This is a genomic window from Runella salmonicolor (genome assembly GCF_024158025.1).
GTDB lineage: Bacteria > Bacteroidota > Bacteroidia > Cytophagales > Spirosomataceae > Runella > Runella salmonicolor.
This window is the reverse complement of sequence record NZ_JAMZEL010000009.1, coordinates 160011-183123: the sequence shown is the minus strand read 5'-3', so window position 1 is coordinate 183123 and position 23113 is coordinate 160011. Positions and strand designations below refer to the sequence as shown.

At 47.6% G+C, this 23113-nt stretch carries 22 protein-coding genes and 1 pseudogene; 4 read left to right on the top strand and 19 right to left on the bottom strand.

Going from position 1 to position 23113, the window contains the following annotated elements; genetic code table 11:
- Positions 1-41: 41 nt before the first annotated feature.
- Positions 42-2408 (bottom strand): DUF2207 domain-containing protein, encoded by a 2367-nt coding sequence (locus tag NCI00_RS20170; protein ID WP_253530583.1) that lies wholly within the window; start codon positions 2406-2408, stop codon positions 42-44.
- A 16-nt stretch (positions 2409-2424) separates the two neighbouring features.
- Positions 2425-2985 (bottom strand): LemA family protein, encoded by a 561-nt coding sequence (locus NCI00_RS20165; protein ID WP_114464435.1) that lies wholly within the window; start codon positions 2983-2985, stop codon positions 2425-2427.
- Between the two features lie 35 nt (positions 2986-3020).
- Here NCI00_RS20165 and NCI00_RS20160 point away from each other — a divergent pair, with 35 nt between their 5' ends.
- On the top strand, positions 3021-3188 hold the full coding sequence (locus tag NCI00_RS20160) for a hypothetical protein (RefSeq protein WP_253530580.1): 168 nt from the start codon (positions 3021-3023) through the stop codon (positions 3186-3188).
- Positions 3189-3346: 158 nt separating this feature from the next.
- On the opposite strand, the gene NCI00_RS20155 is transcribed toward NCI00_RS20160, so the two are convergent.
- On the bottom strand, positions 3347-4651 hold the full coding sequence (locus NCI00_RS20155; protein ID WP_253530578.1) for an aminotransferase class V-fold PLP-dependent enzyme: 1305 nt from the start codon (positions 4649-4651) through the stop codon (positions 3347-3349).
- 204 nt (positions 4652-4855) lie between these two features.
- On the opposite strand from NCI00_RS20155, the gene NCI00_RS20150 reads away from it, so the two are divergent.
- Positions 4856-5308, top strand: a complete 453-nt coding sequence (locus NCI00_RS20150) for a hypothetical protein (protein ID WP_253530576.1) — start codon at positions 4856-4858, stop codon at positions 5306-5308.
- A gap of 2 nt (positions 5309-5310) precedes the next feature.
- Here NCI00_RS20150 and NCI00_RS20145 read toward each other — a convergent pair whose 3' ends face one another.
- The 3 genes and pseudogenes from NCI00_RS20145 to NCI00_RS29630 all read right to left on the bottom strand — a co-directional run bounded on the left by NCI00_RS20145 (position 5311) and on the right by NCI00_RS29630 (position 8525).
- Positions 5311-7068, bottom strand: coding sequence for an ABC transporter ATP-binding protein (locus tag NCI00_RS20145; protein ID WP_166559015.1), 1758 nt, complete (start codon positions 7066-7068; stop codon positions 5311-5313).
- Between the two features lie 155 nt (positions 7069-7223).
- Positions 7224-7604: a DoxX family protein gene (locus tag NCI00_RS20140; RefSeq protein ID WP_253530574.1), complete on the bottom strand. Its 381-nt coding sequence runs from the start codon at positions 7602-7604 to the stop codon at positions 7224-7226.
- 60 nt (positions 7605-7664) lie between these two features.
- Positions 7665-8525, bottom strand: a pseudogene (locus NCI00_RS29630) (SDR family oxidoreductase).
- Between the two features lie 135 nt (positions 8526-8660).
- On the opposite strand from NCI00_RS29630, the gene NCI00_RS20125 reads away from it, so the two are divergent.
- On the top strand, positions 8661-9041 hold the full coding sequence (locus NCI00_RS20125) for a winged helix-turn-helix transcriptional regulator (protein ID WP_253530565.1): 381 nt from the start codon (positions 8661-8663) through the stop codon (positions 9039-9041).
- Between the two features lie 304 nt (positions 9042-9345).
- Here the strand turns inward: NCI00_RS20125 and pcaF are convergent, their stop codons facing one another.
- Genes pcaF through pcaH form a run of 7 tightly spaced genes read right to left on the bottom strand, consistent with a single transcriptional unit; the run spans position 9346 to position 16900 of the window.
- Positions 9346-10554, bottom strand: a complete 1209-nt coding sequence (pcaF, locus tag NCI00_RS20120) for a 3-oxoadipyl-CoA thiolase (RefSeq protein WP_253530562.1) — start codon at positions 10552-10554, stop codon at positions 9346-9348.
- A gap of 29 nt (positions 10555-10583) precedes the next feature.
- On the bottom strand, positions 10584-11930 hold the full coding sequence (locus tag NCI00_RS20115; protein WP_253530559.1) for a 3-oxoacid CoA-transferase: 1347 nt from the start codon (positions 11928-11930) through the stop codon (positions 10584-10586).
- A 52-nt stretch (positions 11931-11982) separates the two neighbouring features.
- On the bottom strand, positions 11983-13182 hold the full coding sequence (locus NCI00_RS20110; RefSeq protein WP_253530556.1) for a 4-hydroxybenzoate 3-monooxygenase: 1200 nt from the start codon (positions 13180-13182) through the stop codon (positions 11983-11985).
- A gap of 2 nt (positions 13183-13184) precedes the next feature.
- Positions 13185-14324: a bifunctional 3-oxoadipate enol-lactonase/4-carboxymuconolactone decarboxylase PcaDC gene (gene pcaDC, locus NCI00_RS20105; RefSeq protein ID WP_253530552.1), complete on the bottom strand. Its 1140-nt coding sequence runs from the start codon at positions 14322-14324 to the stop codon at positions 13185-13187.
- 1 nt (position 14325) lies between these two features.
- Complete coding sequence (gene pcaB, locus NCI00_RS20100) at positions 14326-15639, bottom strand: 3-carboxy-cis,cis-muconate cycloisomerase (RefSeq protein ID WP_253530549.1); 1314 nt, start codon at positions 15637-15639, stop codon at positions 14326-14328.
- An 11-nt stretch (positions 15640-15650) separates the two neighbouring features.
- Positions 15651-16169, bottom strand: coding sequence for a protocatechuate 3,4-dioxygenase subunit alpha (gene pcaG / locus NCI00_RS20095; RefSeq protein WP_253530546.1), 519 nt, complete (start codon positions 16167-16169; stop codon positions 15651-15653).
- 23 nt (positions 16170-16192) lie between these two features.
- A complete protein-coding gene (gene pcaH / locus NCI00_RS20090; RefSeq protein ID WP_253530543.1) occupies positions 16193-16900 on the bottom strand; it encodes a protocatechuate 3,4-dioxygenase subunit beta in 708 nt (235 codons plus the stop codon).
- A 254-nt stretch (positions 16901-17154) separates the two neighbouring features.
- Here pcaH and NCI00_RS20085 point away from each other — a divergent pair, with 254 nt between their 5' ends.
- A complete protein-coding gene (locus NCI00_RS20085; protein ID WP_253530540.1) occupies positions 17155-18030 on the top strand; it encodes a helix-turn-helix domain-containing protein in 876 nt (291 codons plus the stop codon).
- Between the two features lie 32 nt (positions 18031-18062).
- On the opposite strand, the gene NCI00_RS20080 is transcribed toward NCI00_RS20085, so the two are convergent.
- The 6 genes from NCI00_RS20080 to NCI00_RS20055 form a co-directional block, all read right to left on the bottom strand.
- Entirely contained in the window at positions 18063-19262 is a 1200-nt protein-coding gene (locus NCI00_RS20080; RefSeq protein WP_253530536.1) for an NAD(P)/FAD-dependent oxidoreductase, read from the bottom strand.
- Positions 19259-19579 (bottom strand): 2Fe-2S iron-sulfur cluster-binding protein, encoded by a 321-nt coding sequence (locus NCI00_RS20075; RefSeq protein ID WP_114065926.1) that lies wholly within the window; start codon positions 19577-19579, stop codon positions 19259-19261. The genes NCI00_RS20080 and NCI00_RS20075 overlap by 4 nt, the downstream gene beginning before the upstream one ends.
- Before the next feature lie 65 nt (positions 19580-19644).
- Positions 19645-20385, bottom strand: a complete 741-nt coding sequence (locus tag NCI00_RS20070; RefSeq protein ID WP_253530534.1) for an SDR family NAD(P)-dependent oxidoreductase — start codon at positions 20383-20385, stop codon at positions 19645-19647.
- Positions 20378-20977: an HD domain-containing protein gene (locus NCI00_RS20065; protein ID WP_253530532.1), complete on the bottom strand. Its 600-nt coding sequence runs from the start codon at positions 20975-20977 to the stop codon at positions 20378-20380. The genes NCI00_RS20070 and NCI00_RS20065 overlap by 8 nt, the downstream gene beginning before the upstream one ends.
- Positions 20978-22405 carry an aldehyde dehydrogenase family protein gene (locus NCI00_RS20060; RefSeq protein ID WP_253530528.1) on the bottom strand — a complete coding sequence of 476 codons (1428 nt, stop codon included), beginning with the start codon at positions 22403-22405 and terminating at the stop codon, positions 20978-20980.
- A 4-nt stretch (positions 22406-22409) separates the two neighbouring features.
- On the bottom strand, positions 22410-23060 hold the full coding sequence (locus NCI00_RS20055; RefSeq protein ID WP_253530524.1) for an HD domain-containing protein: 651 nt from the start codon (positions 23058-23060) through the stop codon (positions 22410-22412).
- Positions 23061-23113: the final 53 nt, after the last annotated feature.

The following is a 23113-nucleotide window of genomic DNA, read 5'->3' as shown; positions in this document are numbered from 1 at the left end:
AGTTAAAATGCCGCGCAACGCTCATTTGGCCATATACCACCTTACCAACTGCCGCCGCCACCGCCGCCAAAACCGCCACCGCTACTGCCACCACCCCCGCTACTACCACTCTTGGAAGGAGCGCTCGTGAGGGTATTGCTCATGGTTTGGGAAGCATCCTGAAAACGACGGGCAAACTGTGAGGTCGTAAATCCATTGACGTTGGAGGAATACCAACTGGGCGGGGGAACATTGAGCGCCTCAAATTTTTGGGACCAATTGTCGGTCAAATTAAACACCATCGCGTAGGGTAAGGTCTTATCAAAATAATGCGGGTCTTCGCGGATGAGTTGCTGAAGGCGAGGCAGTTCTACGGTTTGCATAAACATTCGATACCCCGCCAATTGACGGTACATCTCCACCCCCAAAAGCGATTTTTTGGGCATTTTTCGGCTGAGCACCACCATCACCAGCCCAAGAACCAGCGCTCCAGCGCCCGTTTCTACAGATACAAACCCAATTTCTGGTATTCCTTCGAACGAAAAAGTAAACAACACACAAAGCCCAAACAACACATAGCCACCAATTTTCATGGCTTTGCCCGCGTCAATTCCGCTGCCTTCGTAGTGGCGATTTGCCTCAATTTTATACTTGAGCAATTCGGTGACTTTCTCCATTGTTTTGTAAAAAGTAAGCCGCAACGAAGAGAGCAAGACCGAATTTTGTCCGCTGAAAAGTCCGTCAAACAAGCGCTTTTCGAAGGAAGTGGCCGTCTCAGGCAGGAAGTTTAGACGGGTCAATTTGTAGTCTGTATTTTTCAAGAAGCCAAGCAGCACAACCGTTTCTATTTCTTCAATTTTAATCAACCCCTGCGACGCCCAGTAGGGAATCAAGGAAATAATATCGTGGTCGTGCAATTTATCATCAATCAAAACACCCGCTTCGGCAGGGGTCATGTTTGGGGGTGGATAGTACTGCGGTACTATCGTAATGGGCTTGTCGCGGCCTTTATTGTACCAAAACCAAAACACAAAAATGAGCGGAAGGAGAGAATAAAAAATCCATTGATTATTGGTCCAACCACGCTTCCAAGCCACGTCTGATGAAAACGCCAATGCCCCAGAAGGAACACTCACGGCAGGCTGATAAAAATAATCATCGGACGAAATAGGCTTTATAGATTCAATAATAATGTTTTGGCCATCGGTACGGGAAGTGAGCCACTCCGAATTGAAATCCGACGACTCGTTGGCCAGCCACTTGGCTTCTGCCGCTGAAACGGGCAACGTAATCAGCGTTTTGGAAGCAAGAATAGGTTCGTTCAAAAAGTAATTTTTGTGCCTGAAAAAGACCCGAGAATACCCCCCATTTTGGGCATCATCGGCCACGTTGCCTTTGAGGGTGTAGCGCAATTCAACCTTCCGCTCATCCCCCGCTTTCACGTCGTTAAAATGTATTTTGAAAGGCTCCTCTTTGTCCTGAACGGCCCCTTGCCACCGCACATTTTCAATCGTATAGTACGTATGGTTGTGTAGCCACCGCCCCGACATACCAAAGGCTCTTTCCGCAACAAAATTATCAATCGGAATCCACAAACTATTGACGGTGTTGACAAATTTCAGGTCGGCTTTGATGCTTACTTCGGTCGAACCATCCTTCTGAATCGTATAATGGGTATCGTAATGTTTGAGAAAGAATTTTTTGGCGAGAAAGGACACGTCACCCGCTTCGTAGCGAATGTTGTCTTTCGGGAACCTCAAGTTCAGGGTCCATGCTTGATTCAATTCGAGGGGTTGTGTTATCGCCCCCTTGAGCGTTTGGTTATCAACCCATTGTGATTGGGACGCGTTGGAGGTACTCCCCGAAGCGCCCGTAAAAGTGGCAAACAAAACGGGATTATACGTAGATTGGGGCTGAGGCAAATGCACGGTATAGGTTGCTTTTTCAATGCGTGCATTCCACTGATCCCCAATCAAATTCCAGTTAATTTCTACGTGTTCACTATAATAGGCTGCAATATTATCAACCTCATATTCAATTATATAACGCTGCGAACCTTCTACTTTTTTATTTTCATCGCCGATTTTTATCCTTAAATAATTCTCTTCTGGTTCAAGCAAATATGTAGCTGGCTGTACCCGAATATTGCGAATTGGCATGACAAGCATGTTGTTGTGCAGCAATTTGTAAGTTGCACTTTCAAGGCCCGTCTGAAATTCAATGTTGTAACGCGTCGGAATGTCTTTATAGATACCGTGTTTGGCTTCGGTAAAAAATACGTCGATGGTTTCTTTGATGTTAAGCGCGCCGTTTGCCCGAACGGTCAAATCAATGTCGAAGTGTTTAATCACAAAACCCTGCCCGCACACCTGAAAGCAAACGCTCCACAAAACCAGAAAGAAAAAATATCTTTTTTTAAAGGATAACATGATTGAACAACGCTGATTAAAAGGAGATTTTTACATTTTGCGACTCTTCAGGATTCGTTAGCTCAAAGAACGTTTTTTTGGTAAAATGAAAAAGTCCCGCCACCAGATTAGACGGAAATGAATCGCATTTTGTGTTGTAATCGCGCACGGTGGCATTGTAATAGCGTCGGCTGTTTTGTAAATCATCCTCTATTTTTTCTACGGCGGCCTGTAAATCGGCAAAATTTTGGTTTGCTTTCAAATCGGGATAGTTTTCGGCAAGAGCAAATACCGACCGCAGCCCTTGCGACAGGGCCGCGCTGGCCTGTGCCTGAGCGCTTACGTCGAGCGGGGAGGCATAAACGGCCGCATTTCGCAACTGAATTACTTTTTCAAGGGTTTCACTTTCGTGTTTGGCGTAGCCTTTTACGGTGGTCACCAAGTTAGGAATCAGGTCAAAACGGCGCTTCAACTGCACTGATATTCCACTCCAGGCCTCATCGACCAAGGCCCGTCCACTGACAAGGCCGTTGTAGATGGCAATGCCCCCAATCAGCAGAAGTGCGGCAACCGACAAAATGATGTAAAATGGATTCATGTTTTTTAGTGTTAGGTTATTAAAAGAGGAACGAAATGAATTTTAATTGGATTGGGTCAGCATTATCACAAAGATTCCCCCTGAAAGCCCAACGAAAAAATGAAACAAAGGGAAGCGTAGGAAGTATGTATTCAAACGTAGAAAAGGGACGTTTAATCGTTGTAAATCAATTGAAAAAGCCTGAAAAAATTAATCAAATTTAAGCAACTGAAAAATATCCCTAATATACAAATTTTAGCCAATCGGTAAATAGAAAGAGGACAATTCAATCCATCAAAAATTTATCTCAAAAAAAAGGGTAAGCCCCATTTTTTTTGAGACTTACCCACGCAATAGAAGCACTATTTGTTTGACAAATTAATTAGCTCTTCCTTCTGGACGCGGAAGCAATCTCGTCCAATCCATTCACCAAACGGTCAAGGTCTTTCGGAGTATGATATACGTGAGGAGTGACGCGTACCCCTTTGATGTTTTCCCATTCGATACCCGTAGTGTGAATTTTGAATTTATTGTACAACTGGCTATCCACTTCGGAGGTTTTTAAGCCCTCAACCGAAACCAGCGCAATGGCACAGGCATAATTGGGATTGGGCGAAGTATGGATTTTCACCCCCGGTATTTGACGGGCTTTATCTGTCCAGTACCGCTGAAGATAGTGCGCCCGGGCCTGTTTACGGGCCGCGCCGAGTGATAATTGAAAGTCAACCGCCGTTCCAATGGCCATTTCGGAGGCAAACGAGCGCGTTCCTAAACTTTCAAATTTGCGAATATCGGGTCCATCGGGTTCGTTGTTGGACAATAGCGCCCATACTTTTGAAATTTTGTCTTTTTTGACGTACATCAACCCACTGCCAAACGGCGCACCCAGCCATTTGTGGAGACTGGTGGCGTAGTAATCGCAGCCTAAATCAGGAATTTTAAAATCCAATAAGGCAAACGTATGGGCGCCATCGGCAATGACTTCAATGCCGCGTTTGTGGGCTTCATCGGCAATTTTACGAACGGGAACGGTCTGGCCAATCCAGTTGATCATGTGCGTAACGTGTACCACTTTGGTACGTGACGTAAACGCGCTGACGTATTTGTCCACAAAATACGCATCGTTTTCCTGCGGCAGGTCGAGATTTATCCAAACCAGCTTGATACCATCCCGTTTTTCGCGCTGTTTCCAGGCATTTATCATGTTGGGATAATCTTGTTTGGTCAATACCACCTCGTCGCCGGGCTTTAAATCCAAGCCAAAAATGACCGTATTCAGTCCTTCGGTGGCGTTGCGGTTGATGGCTACCTCCTCGGCAGAGCAACCCGCCAAATCTGCCAATTTGCTCCGCAGCGACTCACGGCCTTGGTCCAAAATCCGCCACATGTAGTAGCTGGGGGCTTCGTTGCAGTATTGATAAAAACGAATGTGGGCATCCTGCACTGAGCGCGGCTGCGGGCACACGCCCCCGTTGTTGAGATTCAACAAATTGGGGGAAACGGTATATTCGGTCTTTACAAAAGCCCAAAAGTCTTCATTTTGGGCAGCTTCCAACGGTGAAAGATGCGCTACCTGGCGGTTGAGCGTTTCAAAGTTTTGGGCTTCGGCAGGGGCTAAAAAAGGTGGAAGGGTCAAGGCACCAGCAGCAGTGCCGAGCGAACCTAGAAATTGGCGTCGGTTAAACATTGTTTAGGAATAATTTGATTTGGTGATGCGGCCCTACAATACTACAAAGAGGCTGTCAAAAAATCAAATCCTCAACCGTTTAATAAAACAGGACATTCATTTTGTGTAAAGTTACCAACTTAGTATTTTTCATTTAATTACATTTGTAGCGGATTGGTACATATCCGCCAAACTTATTTTCCAACTTAATTTTCCCCTTTACTTATGAAACACCCTCGTTTTTCATCCGCTCTGCTAGTCATTTTGATGGCTTTTGTGATTATATCATGCAGCAAAAAAGAAGAACCCGAACCAGCAATGGGTGACCAAGTAGCTGGAACCTATACACTTACCAAAGTGTCGTTGGGCCCTTTGGGCATCGATTACCCTTATACCGATCCAAGTACTGGGGTTAAATCCTCTGGCAAAATTGAAATCGCCAAGGTAGCCGATGACAAAGCAACCGCTTCCATCACTTTTATCGATACCGATAAAGCGGGCAAAGTAACCGAAGATAAAACCAGCCTCGGCGAAGCTACCCTGAAGAAAGCTGCCACTGGCGAAATCGAAGCCTACAGCGGAACCACCAAAATTGGCACCTATAGCAACAGCGTATTAAGTCTTTCTTTTGTTGACCCTGACAGCAAGTTGCTCGTAACCATTACTGGCAAGAAATAATTTTACGCGTTGGTAACGGTTTCACTTTCACCAACCTGCTGCCGCCACATGGCGTAATACAAGCCCTTTTGAGTCAGTAAATCCTCGTGGTTTCCTGACTCAACTATTTTACCCTTCTCCAATACCACAATCCGGTCGGCGTGCATAATGGTGCTCAGTCGGTGCGCAATCAGCACCGTAATGTGTTGCTCGTTGTTGGAAATCTCGCGAATGGTCTGCGTTATTTCTTCTTCCGTCAATGAGTCAAGCGCCGAAGTGGCTTCGTCGAATATCAGCAGATTTGGGGTTCGCAGCAGCGCACGGGCAATGGATAAACGTTGTTTCTCTCCACCCGACACTTTCATTCCTCCTTCGCCAATGACCGTATCCAAGCCATTGTCGGCCCGGTTAATCAATGAGTAAGCTGCCGCTTTTTTGAGTACGTCGAGGCATTCTTCGTCGGTGGCGGTGGGTTTTACAAAGAGGAGATTTTCGCGAATGGTTCCCGAAAACAACTGGGCGTCTTGCGCCACAAAACCAATTTGCTCCCGCAGTTCATCCTTGTCTATCTGACGGCTATCAATGCCGTTGTACGCAATACTTCCTTCTTCGGGGTCATACAAACCCACTAACAACTTAATCAGGGTCGTTTTTCCACTCCCCGACGGCCCAGCAAAAGCAATGGTTTCCCCCTTTTTCACCTCAAAATTGACGTTTAATAAAGCTGCGCGCGCGGCGGTCAGGTGTTTGAAAACAACATTCTTGAAAACGACATTTTCAATCCGAGTCAACGCCACGGGGTTAGCGGGTTTGGCTTCCTTGGGTTTGCTCATAATATCCCGAAAGTTGTTGAGCGAAACCTCTGCCTCGCGGTATAACTGTATGACATTACCAAGCTCCTGCAACGGGCCAAAGATAAAAAAGGAGTAAAGCAACAACGAGAAATATTGGCCGATGGTCAGCACTTCCTTAAAAATAAGCCACAGCATGAGCGCCACTATACAACTCCGCAGGAAGTTGATGGTGGTCCCTTGCACAAAACCTAAGGTTCTGACAAACTTCACTTTACGTAGTTCTAATCCAAGAATCTTCTCGGTATTTCCGTTCAGGCGTTTGATTTCCTGATCGGTCAATCCGAGGCTTTTGACCAATTCAATGTTGCGCAGCGACTCGGTGGTACTGCCCGCCAATGCGGTGGTTTCGGCCACGATTTTGGTCTGAATTTTTTTGATTCTTTTGCTCAACACCGAACTCAACCACGCAATCACGGGGATGGTTAGGAAGTAAACGGGAGCTATTGGCCAATAAATAGTCCAAGCATAAATAATCACAAACGTAATCCCAATCAAGGATTGAAACACCACGTTGACCACCGACGTAATCATGCGCTCGGTGTCGGTTTTCACTTTTTGAAGCACGCCGAGGGTCTGTCCGCTGCGTTGGTCCTCAAAAACCTGATACGGCAACGCCAACGAGTGTTTGATACCATCGGTGTATATTTTAGTACCGACGCGCTGGGTGATGACGCTGATAAAATAATCCTGAAAGTTCTTGGCAATACGCGACACCATTGCCGCGCCAATGGCCAACCCAACAAATTTTAGCGTACCCAAAATGTATTCATTTTCGGTAAAGCGCTTAAAATTAGTGGCGTAACGGTCAATGACCAAGCGGTAAATGTAGGGATCGAGCAGTGAAAAAATTTGATTGACTGCTGCCAGCGAGAGGGCTACAAAAATAAGTTTCCAGTGAGGCCGAAGGTAACGGTAGAGTATATCCATGAAAAAAAAACACCGACATTCGCAATTATGTTCCTGATACTCTATCGAAAAAACACTTTAATACATCAAAAAAGCGCCAGGCCGAGTAACACTTCTCGGTTTGGCATGTACTTAAAAAGCTCAATCAACACCCAATATAAGCCAATCAAAGGGCATTATTTCGCCCAAATAGGTTCTTTTTTATACCGTCCCCACGCGACAAACAACGCCAAGCCACCCAAAACTGCGTTGATGCCAATGCCCTGATATTCGGCTTTAGTTAGGTGATAAATCGCCGCAAAAAGCATCGTAACGGCCAAGCCTAGCGCCGCCAATGGCGTCAGGAGTGGTTTTATTCTTAAAAGCGCAGGGAGCACTAAACCAATCGCTCCTAAAAGCTCTACCGCTCCCACAAACCGCACCATGCTTTCTGAAAAATCATTCACCCAAGGCATTTGGGGGGCCAGCTTGCTAATGGGGGTCGTCATTTTGGTAAATCCAGCAAAGGCAAACATCAGGGCAAGTAATACCTGAATAATCCAGAGGGCGATTTTCATTGTGAATGAGGGTTTTATGAGAGAATGAGAAAAAAATTAAATAATCCTCCAAACGGCATATCAAGCAGTATAATTAGCTTGAAAAAACAAACTCAAAGCGGTTGGCTTACGTCCGAGAAGCCGTTCCAACGATGCATCGGTCACGTCCATTTCTCCGTCTTTCAGCGCTTCGCTGATACTCACTATCATCGGAATAAACGCCTCCGGAACACCCGCCTGCACCAATCCTGCCTTGAAAGACTCGGTCGAAATAGCAGTATATGTGATGGTTTTTCCCGTTACGTCGCTTAATTGCTCCGCCAGTTCAGTAAACGAATACGACTTAGCAGAGGTAATTTCGTAGGTTTGGTTAAGGTGCTTTTCGGGAGCCACAAGCACATTGGCCAAGGCTTCGGCAATATCGGCGCGCAGCACAAAGTTTGCTTTTGCTTCAGCCGCAGGATAAAACCATTGACCCGTTTAGAGCGCATTCCCCACCAACATCGGTACTACTTCGGCGTAAAAGGTATTTCTAAAAATCGTGTACGGAATTCCCGACGATTTCAGATACTCTTCCGTTTTGATGTGGTCGACGCCCGGAATAAATTTGGTTTGATAAGAGGTTTTCAAAGCACTGGTGTAAATTAAATGTTTAACCCCCGCCTCTTTAGCTGCATTGATGGCATTGACATGCTGCCCTACTCTATCTTCCAATGAGCCCGACGAAATCAGCAATAATGTATCAATACCTTCGAATGCTTTTACGAGCGATGTAGCATCAAAATAATCCCCCTTACGAATCGCTATTCCTTTGGCTGTCAGTTCTTCTGCTTTGGCGGGGTCGCGCACCAAAGCCGCAATTTGATGCGCTGGCACGACTTTGAGCAGAAAATCAATCACTCCTTTTCCTAAATGTCCAGTCGCTGCTGTTACTAAAATCATGTTAATAAGTTTTTTGACTAAAATTATTTTTTGATTGGCCAAAGGTAGTTACCTTTGCTATATAAAAGTAACCACTATACCAAAGTATACCGATATACTTTGGTATAGCATCTCTCTATAAATCCAATAAACAGTATGCTTAACAAAACAGAATGTTCGGCCTTTGTAATACCCATACGGGATTGTTTGGACATCCTCAGCGGTAAATGGAAGCTACCGATTTTAGGCGCTTTGATGGAAGGGAAAAAGCGATTTAAGGAACTAGAACGTTCGATTCCTCATATCACTCCCCGGATGTTATCCAAAGAATTGAGAGAACTGGAAATCAACCAATTGGTAAAACGGACGGTGTATGATACCGTCCCAGTAACCGTTGAGTACGAAATGGCTCCCTATGGCCATTCGTTGAAGAAAGTACTGATGGAGATGAAAGATTGGGGAACGCAACACCGCAAAAGAATCATGACGACCGATACGCCAATTGTGACGGAAGAATTGGACGTTGTGGAGGTTTAATAACGTCGGCGAGGTTGAATACTAATACACCCGAACCTCGCCGACGTTAAAATCATGAGCCGAGTACGTCGGCGAGGTTGAATGCTGATACACCTGAACCTCGCCGACGTTAAAATCAAGAGTCGAGTACGTCGGCGAGGTTGAATGCTAATACACCTGAACCTCGCCGACGTTAAAATCAAGAGTCGAGAACGTCGGCGAGGTTGAATACTAATACACCTGAACCTCGCCGACGTTAAAATCAAGAGCCGAGTACGTTGGCGAGGTTGAATGCTGATACATCTGAACCTCGCCGACGTTAACATTATACTCGCTCTACAATCACGGCGTAGCCCATGCCTACGCCTACGCACATCGACACGAGCGCGTAGCGTTTTTGGGTTCTTATCAATTGATTGACCGCCGCATGGATGATTCGCGTGCCCGACATACCCAGCGGGTGGCCTAAAGCAATGGCTCCGCCGTTAGGGTTGATTCTTGGGTCATCGTCGGCGAGTCCTAGATTCCGGGTAACGGCCAGACACTGGGCCGCAAAGGCTTCGTTAAACTCAATCACGTCCATTTCGGCAAGGGTCAAACCCGCTTTTTGAAGGGCTTTCTGCGAAGCAGGCAGCGGGCCGATGCCCATAATACGCGGCTCAACGCCCACTACCGCAGAGCTGACAATACGGGCCTTAGGTCTTAAATCAAAACGCTTTATTGCCTCTTCTGAAGCAATAAACATGGCCGCCGCCCCGTCGTTGAGTCCCGAGGAGTTACCTGCGGTCACGGTTCCGTCCTCTTTCTTGAATGCGGGTTTCAGTTGGGCTAATTTTTCAAGGGTTGAGTTTCCTTTGATGAACTCATCTTTGTCAAAAACCGTCACATTTCCTTTTTTGTCGGCCCATTCTACCGCCACAATTTCTTCATTCAAAATTCCACTTTGCTGGGCCGCAAAGGCTTTTTTCTGCGAATTATACGCAAATAAGTCTTGGTCTTCGCGACTGATTTGGTACATATCAGCGAGGTTTTCGGCCGTTACGCCCATGGCGTCGGTGCCGTAAAGTTTGTGCATCTGGGGATTAATAAATCGCCATCCGAAGCTAGAATCAAACATTTGGGCGTCGTTTCCGAAAGGTTTAGATGTTTTGGAAATCACCCACGGGCCGCGCGTCATGTGTTCCATACCACCCGCGATAAATACATCGCCGTCGTCGGCTTTGATGGCGCGATTGGCGTGAATAACCGCCGACATGCCCGAAGAGCACAACCGATTGACGGTTTCGCCGGGTACGGTGTATGGCAAACCCGCCAACAGCAGCGCCATCCGCGCTACGTTGCGGTTGTCTTCTCCTGCCTGATTATGACAGCCCAAAATCACATCTTCGATGGCATCCAACGGAATAGAAGGCGTACGTTTGATGAGTTCCCGAATCGGAATAGCCGCCAAGTCATCAGCGCGGACGTTGGACAAACTGCCGCCAAAACTTCCAATCGGCGTCCGGACGGCATCAATGATATAGGCTTGTTTCATGGTATATGTTCAATAGGATGGATTCAATTTCAGGCAATTTGCTCCACAAAGGAAGCACTTGTTCTAGCTTTTACTTCCTCCAACGTCGCGCCGGGCATCAGTTCGATAAGCGTCAATTTATTTTCTGGAAAAGCAAACACGGCCAAATCGGTAATCACCAAATCTACCACGCCCGAAGCCGTCAGCGGCAACGTACAGGCAGGAACAATCTTAGACGAGCCATCGGGGTTTGTATGCGTCATGGTGATGATGAGTCGTTTGGCACCTTTGGCCAAATCCATCGCCCCACCCACGCCCAAGAGCGGCTTTCCGGGCACGGCCCAGTTGGCTAAGTTGGCAGCTTCGTCTACTTCCAAACCACCCATAATGGCAGCGTCGATGTGCCGACCGCGAATCATGGCAAAGGAATCGGCACTGTCGAAATAACTGCTTCCTTTGAGTGCGGTTACGGGAATTTTACCCGCATTTACGGGATAATTCATGGCACCACCCCCATCCGTAGGCACGGGGCCTACGCCCAACATTCCGTTTTCGGTGTGCAAAATAATGCCGTGCTCTTCCGTAATCAAATCGGCCACGAGGGTGGGAATGCCGATGCCGAGATTCACGACATCGCCTTTTTTTAGCTCCGCCAACGCCCGTTTGGCCATATTCATGCGGCTTTCGTCCACTTTTTTTGAAGACGAAACCGACGCCGACGAACCCAAATCTTCCAAGGTCAGCGTGGCCTGTACTAGATAATTGACAAAGCAGCCCGGGGTATGCACGTGCTCAGGGGCAATTTCTCCCACAGGTACAATTTCTTCGACTTCGGCAATGACCAAATCGGCGGCCGTGGCCATGGCTTTGTTAAAGTTTTGTTCGGTCATCCGGTACTGTAAATTGCCCGCGGTATCGGCCCGCCACGCCCGAATAAAGGCCACATTGCCCCGAATCCCTTTGATGAATACCTGCTCGGCTCCATCAATGATTTTAGTTTCACGGCCTTGTGCAATGAGCGTCCCCGCCGACGTTGGCGTATAAAAACCTCCAATACCCGCACCGCCCGCCCGAATGGCCTCGGCCAACGTACCCTGTGGCAGCAGTTCATACGCGACCACACCGCTTTGAGCGGCTTTGACGGCGTCGGGATTGGACGTAAAAAACGAGCCAATCATCTTTTTAATCTGCCCATTACGGAGCAAACGCCCCCCGCCAATGCCCACTTCTCCCACGTTGTTACCGATAAAAGTAAGGTTTTTGGTGCCCGTTTCGGCCAAGGCGTGCATGAGGTGGACGGGATTTCCCGTCATGCCAAAGCCGCCCTGCAAAATCGTATCGCCGTCTTTGACCATTTGGGCCGCGGTCGCTACATCTATAATTGGAACTTCTTTCATTTTTGATCAATAAAGTATTCAAAAAGAATGGGTAAAAATCAATAAAAAAACACTAATCCAACGCCTCAAAGGACTCAAAAGGTAGGCCCACGTAGTTTTCGGCGATGGTCGTTGCGTAGGCTTCCGACAGTTGAATATAATCAAATTTGGCCTTTTGCAATTGATAATGAAACGACCCGTGTTCGTATTGTTTGTGAAACAGAGTAGTCATAAAATTGGAGAAATCCTGCGCGCGCCAAATGCGTTTCAGGGCAACGGTTGAATAATTATCCAGTGCTTGCATCGACGCTTTTTCGTAGAAATCTCTGAATCCATCCACCAAATGTTTCACGTCCGCCACGGCCAGATTCAGTCCTTTTCCACCCGTAGGAGGCACAATATGGGCGGCGTCGCCCGCCAAAAACAAACGCCCATGTTGCATATTATCAATAAAATAACTCCGCATGGGTGTGATGCTTTTTTCAAAAATCGGCCCAGAATTCAGCTTCCAACCTTCGGTACCCAAGCGCACCGAAAGCTCTTCCCAAATTTGCTCGTCCGACCAGTTATCAACGTGGTCGTCGTTTTCTACTTGGATGTACAATCGACTAACTTTTTCTGAGCGCAAACTGTGCAGCGCAAATCCGCGCTCGTGATAGGCATAAATCAGTTCTTCGGAAGAGGGCGCCACGTGGGCCAAAATCCCCAACCAACTAAACGGATACGTGACCGAATATTCTTTATAGGCGTCTTTGGGCATTGATTTACGGCCTAAGCCGTGAAAACCGTCGCAGGCGGCAATGAAGTCGCATTCAACGATGCCTTTTTCACCGTTGTGTTCAAAATGTATTTTGGGACTGTCGGTTTCGATGCCTTCCAGTTCAAGGGCGGGGGCTTCAAACAACAATTGCCCCCCCTTCGCCAACCAAGCCTCCGTCAGGTCTTTGACGACTTCCTGTTGACCATAAATCGTGATGTTTCGTCCGCCCGTAAGTTGTCCGAAAGGCACTCGAACGCGCTTGCCATCAAAATTCAAATAGACTCCGTGGTGCTCCTGTCCTTCTTTGACCAAGCGGTCGGCCAAGCCCAATTCTTTAAGAATATCGACCGTATTTTGTTCCAAAAGACCCGCCCGCACCCGTCCTTGAATATATTCTCGGCTACGGTGCTCAATGATGACCGCTTCTATGCCGTGTTTTTTGAGCCAATGGGCAAGGGTCAAGCCAGCTGGCCCCGCTCCAATGATGCCAACTTGTGTTTTTATTGTTTTCATTTTTAGGTAGTTATGTTCAGTTCATTGATGACTTCCTGCGCCGTATGAAAGGCTTCATTGGCCGCTGGCAAGCCGCAGTAAAGGGCCGAATGCATGATAATTTCTTTGATTTCAGCCACCGTTACGCCGTTATTAAAGGCCGCCCTAACGTGCATTTTAAATTCCGCTTTTCGGTTGAGCGCAATCAACATCGCCAAGGTGATAAGACTGCGGTTGTGCTTCGACAAATCAGGGCGCGTCCAGATTTCACCCCAAGCGTAGTTGGTAATAAAAGATTGAAAATCAGCATTAAAGAGGTTGATATTAGCATTTGCATTGTCAACGTGCGCTTCACCCAATACCGACCGCCGCACGTGCATTCCCTTCTCAAAGGCCGTGTCGCCAACCAGAAAATCAATGAGTGTTTGGGCGTACTCTTGCGGCAATTCGGTACTCGCTAGGTGCCGGGCATGTAGCACTTTCAAGCGAGCATGAGGGATATGCTTTGCCAAAAACTCCGCCTGCTCAACGTTCGTAACGGGGTCTTCATCACCCGTAATCACCAGTGTTTCAACGGATAACTGCGTCAGCGTTTCTCTAAAATCAGCATCGCGGATGGCACCGCAACAGGCGGCGTATCCCGCCACGTGACTACGCAAAAACATGGCTTTGGTCTCGGCCACGCGTTGGGGGTTTTGCTGCCGAAACGATTCCGTAAACCACCGCTCCATGGTATCGTCCACGATGGCCTGCATTCCCTGTTGGGTGATAGTTTCGATGCGGGAATTCCAACGCTCATCATTCCCAATTTTTGCACCCGTATTGCTCAAAACAATCTTTTTGAAACGATTTGGGTAATGAATCCCCAGCCATTGCCCAATCAATCCACCCATCGAAAGACCACAGTAACAGGCAGTTTCGATGCCGAGGCTGTCCATCAAATCAATCACGTCTTGGCCCAATAAGCCAATGGTGTATGATTCTACCGAAGACGATTCTACATGGCTACCGCCGTGGCCTCGGTTGTCGTATTGCAACACGCGAAAATAGGGCAAGAGATACGGAACGAGTTCGTCCCACATCATCATTTCTGACCCCAGCGAGTTAGAAAAAATCAATACGGGGCTGTTGGGGGTTCCCTGAAGTTTATAGTTGGTTTTCATCTTAGCGTCCAAATTTCTTCAATACCTTATCAATCATTTCTAAACTCAACCCCAGCGCGTTTTCGGGCTTAAAAAGTTCGTCCACGGAGGGTACCTCTATTTTCAATTCTAGCAGTACATCTTTTAGGTGTTTTTGCTGCACAATCGCGGTTTTACAGGCTTTTTCGACCCATTCGTGGGCCTGATTTTTGCCCATTTTGGGCGCCAAGGCCAACGATACATTTTCCGCATAAATCAACCCTTGGGTCAGTTCGAGATTCGCCAACATGCGCTTTTCATCCACTTCCAATCCTTCCAGCAACTCAATGGCTCGTTCAACGGTGCCCGCCGTCAGGGTCATGATTTGGGTCAACACTTCCCATTCTGAATGCCACAGCCCCGCCGAACGCTCGTGCTCCTGCGGCATGGCCGAAAGCACCGTAGCCACCAAGTGCGGCATCCGGGTGGCGTTGGCCAGCATGGCCGCGCAGGTCACGGGGTTGCGCTTGTGCGGCATGGTACTCGACCCACCTTTGCCTTCCGCTGCACCTTCATACACCTCTCCTACTTCGGTTTGCATCAGCAGCGACACATCTTTGGCGATTTTACCCAACGTACCAGTCAAAATCCCCAACACGCTCGCCCATTCGGCGAAAATGTCGCGGTTTGACTGCCACGAAAACGCAGGTTTTAGTCCTAAATTCTGGGCAAAAAGTAGCTGTACCTCGCTCGAAATCTGCGCATTACCACTCCCAACCGCGCCCGCCAACTGAACCACCAAAAGACGTTTTTTCACGTCGTCAATGCGCTCCTGTGTTCGGCCGATGCTCTCAAGCCAACCTGCCGTTTTCAGGCCAAACGTAATCGGTCGCGCCTGTTGCAGCAGCGTCCGACCAATCATGGGCGTATTTCGATAGCTGCTCGTTTTTTCTACTAAATGAAGGACGAGCACCTCTAATTTTTGTGCTAACCATTGACCAAACTCCTGCATCTGCAAAACGGTGGCTGTATCCACAACGTCCTGACTAGTAGCGCCTAAGTGTACGTATTTTGACGCTTCTACGTCATTGTTTTTTACGATACGCGTCAATTGTTTCACCAACGGAATCGCAGCATTGCCCCCCAATTTTATTTCAGATTTAAGGCGGGGTATATCAATCAAATCGGGCTGACAACATAATGCAATGAGGTCGGCCACTCCCGCAGGAATCACCCCTGCCGCTTCCTGCGCCCGCGCCAATTCGGCCTCTACGCGTAGCATTTGCCCAATGGTATTCCTCTCCGAAAAGAGCTCATTGATGTAGTCCGAATAAAACAATTCGCTGTATAAGCCCATTTTAGGGGTGGTTAAATCTCAAAAAATACCGTTTCGTTTTCGCCCTGCATGTAAATATTGAATTCATAACCCACCGCATTTTTTGAGGCGATGAGCGTATTGCGTCGGTCGGTCGGCACAGCGTTTAAAATTTCGTCCTGCGCGTTGAGTTCCGCTTCATCTTCAAAGTAAATACGTGTATAAGAGTGGATTAGCTGCCCACGCATAAACACAATCACGCTCAGGTGCGGCGCCTGCCCATCGACCGACGTGGGTTTAAATGTATGAAAAATAAACCGATTTTGGGGGTCGGTGCCCGTGCCGAAACGCCCAAAACGTTGGTGCTGCGTATCCCAAATCTCAATCATCGCATCGGGAATAACGTCGCCGTTGCCATCAAAAACTTTACCCACCACCGTAACGACGTTGGCTTCGTCGAGAGGCTTGGCTAATTCATTATTGGACAGGCTTTTAAAGTCATATAAATATTGTTCGGGCGTCAGTCCGTACGCGAAATAAGGCCCGACAGTTTGGGAAGGCGTTTGTAGCATGGCAATTATTGCGTTAAAATTCATTAAACATTTTCAAACGGGGTAGCCTGATGCCCCCTTAAAACAAAGTCGAAACGGTAGCCCAGCGCAAAATTGGGCTCGGTGATGCTCAAATCAAAGGTTGAAATCAGCAACTCACGTCCTTTGGGCGGCACGCCCAGAAAAATGGGGTCGTACTGCAACAATGGGTCGCCGGGAAAGTACATTTGGGTCACCAACCGGTTGGTGATATTGGCCCCAAACAATGAAAAATGGATGTGGTTGGGCCGCCAAGCGTTGGGGTGATTGCCCCAAGGATACGCCCCTGGCTTGATGGTATAAAACCGATAGTTTCCTTCCGCATCCGTCATACAGCGCCCCGTGCCCAGAAAATTAGGGTCGAGCGGCGCGTCGTGTTGGTCTACTTTATGGACGTACCGGCCCGCCGCGTTGGCTTGCCAAATCTCAATCAGCGTATTAGGAATCGGGCGCCCGTTTTCATTCATCACTTTGCCATGCACCACGATGCGTTCGCCCATCGGCTCGCCATTTTTAACGGAATTCTTGGTCAGGTCATGGTCAAATTCGCCCAAGTTAAAATCCCCGAAAACAGGCCCTGTCAACTCCGACAGTGACTGTTTTACGACGACTAACGGCTTGCTAGGTGCACGCAGTACGGTCGATTTATAATCGGGAGCAAGCCGAGGCGGCTGGACTTCATAATCGAATGTATTATAAATGAGTTGGCTCATTGCGGTACAAATTTGAGGAGGTAGTTTCTTTTTTCAGTCCAACAAAGGTATGGGTCGTGTTAAATAAATTCTTGGATTAATTAAAATATTACTTGTATAAAATAAACATTTTATGCGAACAAATTTTATTAGGCAAAAAGAGAAATTACATTACAAATATCTAAAAAACAACATTTTATCAAGTTTATATCATTTACAAGATGTATTTTTTAAGATAATTGTTTATATTTATTCTTGTATTTTCGGAACATAACATGAATCCAAAAGGGCTTGTCAATTTTAAAGGTTTATACGGTGATAATCGCTCGCCGCTGGTACCCAATTTCATCCACCATGAATTATTAGAAACTAGGAGTAAAATCTATGATTGGGAAATTCACGAGCACCTGCATACCGATTTGTATCAGGTATTTATCATTCAATCGGGAAGCGGCGTGCTGAGGTCTGAAAACAAAGAATTTGCGATTGCAAGCCCCTGTCTGATTACCATTCCCGCCAATACGCTGCACGGTTTTATGTTTCAGCCAGAAATTGTGGGCGAGGTCATCACGTTTTCGGAGTCGTTTTTGGAGAGTCTTTTCAAAAACTCCCCCAAAATCGGCCTCGAAATCAGTCGCTTAAAACAGCTATCTTTTCCCAATGGCGATTCGATATTTAACCGAATTTTATTCCTTAAAACGGAGATTATGAAGGAATTGCTCGAAGAAAACCCCGAAAAACAGGCGGTTTTGCAATCCCTTTTTCAATTATTATTCCTGACGATTTACCGACAGGCCCTCACCCAAAGCAGCCCCGTGACAACTTCTGACAATCGAACGTTGCAGTATTTTCAGGGGTTTCAGAAGAGCATCAAAAAGTCGTTGCAAGAGTCAAAATCTATCAATCAATACGCCAATGAGTTAAACATTACGGCCGTTCATCTCAATCGAATTTGTCAAAACTTAGTGCAAAAATCTGCCCTGCAAGTGGTACACGAATACTTAATCAACGAAGCAAAAAAATATTTACTCAACACAACCTACTCAATATCAGAAGTTTCTTACTTTCTAAACTTTAAAGACCCCGCTCATTTCACACGTTTGTTTAAAAAATACACGGGGGTGGCTCCGAGCGAGTTTAGGAAGAACTAACTCGGTTTATCCTACATAATTTGCGGGCGGATTTAACCCAACAATTGATTCAGGTTCACATTCAAGTCGCCGATTTGAGCGTCGGTGGGACTTATCTGGGCCGCCAATAATTTACGCGCATTGAGGTGGTCGGCGGGACGATTGAGCGAATCAACGGCAATCAACCGATTTTCTTGGAAATAATAGACCGAAAACTTATCGGCGTCGACATCGCCTCTCAGTACATAGCGGTCAAATCCCGCCGAAATTCCCGCCATTTGGAGTTTCAAATGGTATTGATTGGTCCAAAACCACGGCACTGCATGGTAAGGTTGGGCTTTGCCCAATACGTGATTTACGGCCGTTTTGGCTTGGTCAACGGCATTCTGAACCGATTCTAACCGCAGTCTTTTTTGGGCAAAAGCGTTGTAATGATTGGCACAATCGCCGATAGCGTAAATGTTGGCGACCGAAGTTTGTTGGAATTCGTTTACCAAAATACCATTTTCGCAGGAAATTCCCGCCTCCTCCGCCAACGACGTTTGGGGAATCACCCCAATGCCCGCCAGTATCAAATCTGCCTCAATCTTCTTGTTATCTTTGGTTATAACACAATGATTATCAATGGATTTTGTCAGAGTATTTAGATATACTTGAACCCCGTTATGCTCGTGCGTTTTTTGGAAAACATCCGAGATAACAGCGGGTAGCACCCGTTCCATCAAACGCGACTGCGCCTCAATAACACTTACTTCTTTGCCTTTTTCTTGCGCCAACGCGGCCAATTCGAGGCCGATAAACCCACCGCCAATGATGGCTATTTTACGAGCAGTTTCCAGTCGATGCGCAATGGCTTTGGCATCGGCTAAGGTACGCAGGTAAAGCACGTCGGCGGCTCCTTCCATCGTCAATTTGCGGTTGGCGGCCCCCGTCGCTAAAATCAAATGCGTGTAGTCGATGGTCTCACCTTCTTTCGTAATCACCAACTGCCCCACCGTATCGAGTTGAGCGATATTGACCCCCAACCGAAGGTCAATCTGGTTGTTTTGAAAAAAATGCGGGGAACGAAACAAAATGGCTTCCTCCGACTGCTTTCCCTGCAAATAGCCCTTAGACAGTGGCGGTTTCTGGTAGGGCAGGTCATTTTCTTCCGAAATCAACACGATTTCACCCTCAAATCCTTCTTCTCGCAACGACGCGGCCGCCTGCACCCCCCCGTGCCCAGCGCCGATGATGACGACTTTTACACTCATTGTTTTTCAGGGATACGGACAATGACTCCGTCCAATTTGTTGGAAATACGTACTTGACACCCCAAACGGCTGTTGGACATGCGCTCGGCGGTCGCACCTTCGAGCATTTCGTTTTCTTCTTCTTCCATTTCGGGCAAAAGCCCCATAAATTGTTCATCCACGTAAATATGGCAGGTGGCGCACATGCACGAGCCGCCACATTCGGCCACAATTCCTTTGATGTCGTTCTGAACGGCTCCTTCCATCAACGTAGCCCCCAACGGCAAATCCACTTGGTGCTCTGTTCCGTTATTTTCGATATAAATTACCTTTGGCATTGTATTACAGATAGTTACAGTAAATAATTTTCTTTTTAAGACTGTTTTATGGACCGAGCCATTGGCTAAATAAACTGCTTACCGCCGTCCACCACGATGGTTTGGCCCGTTACGAAATCAGCGGCAGGGGAAGCCAAATAGAGCGCCGTACCCACAATATCTTCCATCGTTGACGGGCGTTTGATGGCTCCTCGGTCTACGCCGTATTTCGCAGCATTTTCCATCAGGCCCAAGCTGGCTTCGGTGAGTGTAAAGCCCGGCGCAATGGCGTTGACGTTGATGTTGAAATCACCCAGTTCTTTGGCCATCGAGCGCGTCAGGCCAATGACGCCCCCCTTGGAGGCCACATAATGCGACCAATTGGGCGACCCACTCATGACGGTTGCCGAAGAAATGTTGATGATTTTGCCGTAATTATTGGCGCGCATCGACCGACAAACGGCTTTTGACACCAACCAGACGCCTTTCAAATTGACGTCAAGCACCAAGTCCCATTCGGCTTCTGTGAGTTCATAAAAAGGCTTGCGTTGAATGGTGGCATAGATGGCGGCGTTGTTGACCAAAATGTCAATTTTACCAAAGGTAGCCAGCACTTCATTCGCCATTTTTTCCACGGATTGCTCGCTGGTTACATCTACTTCAAGGGCCAATCCACCTAACATTTGTGCCGTTTCCTGCGCTCCTGCGTAGTTTTTGTCACAAACAACGACCTTGGCTCCCTGGGCAACAAAGGCCTGCGCAAAGGCCCGGCCGAGTCCGCCAGCTGCACCCGTAATGACAACGATTTTATCTTTTAGCTCAAACATGGGCTACGTATTTTTTTAAGTTCAAGTCCAATTTTGCCAACTCCAACAGCAGACCAGAAAGCCTTTTTCCTTCGTCGGTCAAGAACGTTGGCCAAACGAAATTTTCCAAAATCTCCAGTACTTCAGCTTGTCCAATGCCAAACCACTCGCCAATGATGCGGTTGCCATGTGGCGTATACCTCCAGAGCTTATCAGCATCTTTGTGCACCGCATCGTTGACCGAGCGCGTCTGTTTGGTGGTATCGTGCCCGTCAATGAGCGCGATGATTTCGTTAATTTGTGGTTGATGAAACCCTAAAACGGGCAGTTCTTTTTGTGCAATTGCAACACTTTCCAACTCATGTTGGCGCGTCAATTCGGGGTATTTATTATTGGGACCAAAGGCGTGTAAAATCTTGTCCTTCGGTATTTTAGACCAGCCTGTATCGTGAAAAAGAATGGCTGGCAACACCACGTCCGGGTTGGCTTCTGGGTATTTTTCCAGCAATTGGGTCACCAACAAGTACGCAAACAGCGTATGTTCGTCGTTGTTACGAACGTTCAAATGGATTTTGGCTACTTCCCAAAGCGGGATGTCTTGAGGGCGTAACATCTAGTAATTCAGGTAAATGGTTTTTAATTCGGTATACGCCTCGATGCCGTAGCGGCCTTTTTCACGCCCGATTCCGCTTTGTTTTACCCCACCAAACGGCACATCGTGGTACGAACGGTGAATGTTGTTGATCCAAACCGAGCCTGCTTCCAGCGACTCCGCAATGCGCAGCCCCGTGCCGAGTTGTTCCGAAAACACATAAGCTGCCAATCCAAAATCCGAATCGTTGGCCCATGCAACGGCCTGTTCGTTGGTTTGAAAAGGCATCACACCTACCACGGGCCCAAAGGTTTCTTGGGTCATGATGTGCATAGAGTGGTTGGTATCGGCCAAAATCGTGGGTGGAAAAAACCAGCCGTTGTCGTACAGTTCACCCGTCAATCGGTGGCCGCCAGTTTTCAAAAGTGCTCCTTTCTGTAAGGCGTCTTGCACCTGATTTTCGCTGTTTTGGTAGATTTTTTGGTTCACCATCGGCCCCATGTCGCAGCCCGAAAACGGATGTCCCACGGTTAGTTTTTCGGTCAACGCCACCATTCGGTCCAAAAAATCGGCATAAATGGCCTCATGCACGTACAGACGATTGACGCGGTAACAAAACTGACCGCTGTTGGCAAACGCATGGCGCACAATAGCGGGAATAGCAACGGCCAAATCCGCATCGGCACACACAATGGCGGGCGACTGACCGCCCAATTCAAGCGTGACACGTTTATTGTGCGCCGCCGCCAACGCCCCGATGCGCCTCCCCGTGCCCGTGCCGCCCGTAAAGGCGATTTTGCCCGTTATTGAGTGCTCAATGAGCGCATTTCCAATGTCATAGCCATAGCCCGTAATGACATTAAAAACCCCTTCGGGATAGCCTGCTTCGGTAAAAATTTCGGCCAGTTTCAGCGTCGAAAGCGGCGTATCTTCTGAGGGTTTGGACACCACCGTACAACCCGCCATCAGCGCCGCGCCCAATTTCATGGTCAGCAGCGTAATCGGGTAATTGAACGGCGTAATAGCCACCACCACGCCAACGGGCTCGCGCACAATCAGCGCTTTCTCGCCTTCGAGGTTATGCAATGGCACTTCTCCTTTTAAACGAAGGCCCTCTTCTGCGTAAAAATCGAACAAATCGGCGCTTCGACTAATTTCGGTCAGGCAGCCCGCCAGCGGCCTGCCGAGTTCGTTGGCAATGGTTCGGGCGAGGTCGTCGGCGTGTTTGCGCATCAATTGCGCGGCTTGGTGCTGCAACTTGGCCCGGAGAGCAACGGGCGTCTTTTTCCAAGATTTAAACGCCACTTTTGCTGACTCCAGCGCCGCATTGACATCTTCAGGATTGCTGCACGCAAACCTTTCGATAACAGCGCCCGTGCTGGGGTTGAGCACATCGGCGTATTGGGCCGAATGTGGTTTTACCCATTTCCCGTTTATATAATTTTCCATTCGTTTAGATTACGTCGCAACAAAGCATTTTTTCGGTCTCGACCAAGTCGGTCTTCGCCATTTCAATCGACTCGGGCAGGTGCAACTGCGGCACCACATCGGTGAGCAAACGCGCACAGTATTGACTCGGGGTCTGTTTGAACCAATCGGAGGCAATACTCACGCCCGTGACCGTAAAACGCCACAGCTTATCGGCATCTCGCACAATCTCATCTTCGGCCGACCGCGCAAACCCTCGCGTGTCGTGACCGTCGATGATGGTTTGCACTTTTTTAATAAAGTCTTCCGAATAACCCAAAGGCCTTAGCACTTCTGCCGACAGCCGCACGCCTTCCGATTCGTGCAAATACCGCACGTCGCTCTGAAGATAATTTTCGGTCTGAAAGCCTTTTTTAAAAATATCATCTTCGTCAATCGAAAACCAACCGATGTCGTGCAAAATGATTCCTGCCGCCACCACATCTCGGTCGGCGTTTGGGTAGCTTTCGGCCAGTTTCATCGCGTAGTGAAAAGAAATCGGGATATGAACGTCGTTTTTTCGTACCCGCATGTACTTTTCGGCCGCTTTGAGAATATGTGCGTAGTTGTTCATTAATACGTTAAGATAAGAAATAGCGGTAAAAATAGAATGTTGAATGTTTTGGGCATTACGCATTTTTATCACCTAACACCTTCACAATCAACATTCTTATTAAAATAGATTAAAAA

Coding starts and splice junctions, on each gene's coding strand:
- NCI00_RS20170 (WP_253530583.1), bottom strand. CDS start 2,408: ATGTTATCCTTTAAAAAAAGATATTTTTTCTTTCTGGTTTTGTGGAGC.
- NCI00_RS20165 (WP_114464435.1), bottom strand. CDS start 2,985: ATGAATCCATTTTACATCATTTTGTCGGTTGCCGCACTTCTGCTGATT.
- NCI00_RS20160 (WP_253530580.1), top strand. CDS start 3,021: ATGAATTTTAATTGGATTGGGTCAGCATTATCACAAAGATTCCCCCTG.
- NCI00_RS20155 (WP_253530578.1), bottom strand. CDS start 4,651: ATGTTTAACCGACGCCAATTTCTAGGTTCGCTCGGCACTGCTGCTGGT.
- NCI00_RS20150 (WP_253530576.1), top strand. CDS start 4,856: ATGAAACACCCTCGTTTTTCATCCGCTCTGCTAGTCATTTTGATGGCT.
- NCI00_RS20145 (WP_166559015.1), bottom strand. CDS start 7,068: ATGGATATACTCTACCGTTACCTTCGGCCTCACTGGAAACTTATTTTT.
- NCI00_RS20140 (WP_253530574.1), bottom strand. CDS start 7,604: ATGAAAATCGCCCTCTGGATTATTCAGGTATTACTTGCCCTGATGTTT.
- NCI00_RS20125 (WP_253530565.1), top strand. CDS start 8,661: ATGCTTAACAAAACAGAATGTTCGGCCTTTGTAATACCCATACGGGAT.
- pcaF (WP_253530562.1), bottom strand. CDS start 10,554: ATGAAACAAGCCTATATCATTGATGCCGTCCGGACGCCGATTGGAAGT.
- NCI00_RS20115 (WP_253530559.1), bottom strand. CDS start 11,930: ATGAAAGAAGTTCCAATTATAGATGTAGCGACCGCGGCCCAAATGGTC.
- NCI00_RS20110 (WP_253530556.1), bottom strand. CDS start 13,182: ATGAAAACAATAAAAACACAAGTTGGCATCATTGGAGCGGGGCCAGCT.
- pcaDC (WP_253530552.1), bottom strand. CDS start 14,324: ATGAAAACCAACTATAAACTTCAGGGAACCCCCAACAGCCCCGTATTG.
- pcaB (WP_253530549.1), bottom strand. CDS start 15,639: ATGGGCTTATACAGCGAATTGTTTTATTCGGACTACATCAATGAGCTC.
- pcaG (WP_253530546.1), bottom strand. CDS start 16,169: ATGCTACAAACGCCTTCCCAAACTGTCGGGCCTTATTTCGCGTACGGA.
- pcaH (WP_253530543.1), bottom strand. CDS start 16,900: ATGAGCCAACTCATTTATAATACATTCGATTATGAAGTCCAGCCGCCT.
- NCI00_RS20085 (WP_253530540.1), top strand. CDS start 17,155: ATGAATCCAAAAGGGCTTGTCAATTTTAAAGGTTTATACGGTGATAAT.
- NCI00_RS20080 (WP_253530536.1), bottom strand. CDS start 19,262: ATGAGTGTAAAAGTCGTCATCATCGGCGCTGGGCACGGGGGGGTGCAG.
- NCI00_RS20075 (WP_114065926.1), bottom strand. CDS start 19,579: ATGCCAAAGGTAATTTATATCGAAAATAACGGAACAGAGCACCAAGTG.
- NCI00_RS20070 (WP_253530534.1), bottom strand. CDS start 20,385: ATGTTTGAGCTAAAAGATAAAATCGTTGTCATTACGGGTGCAGCTGGC.
- NCI00_RS20065 (WP_253530532.1), bottom strand. CDS start 20,977: ATGTTACGCCCTCAAGACATCCCGCTTTGGGAAGTAGCCAAAATCCAT.
- NCI00_RS20060 (WP_253530528.1), bottom strand. CDS start 22,405: ATGGAAAATTATATAAACGGGAAATGGGTAAAACCACATTCGGCCCAA.
- NCI00_RS20055 (WP_253530524.1), bottom strand. CDS start 23,060: ATGCGTAATGCCCAAAACATTCAACATTCTATTTTTACCGCTATTTCT.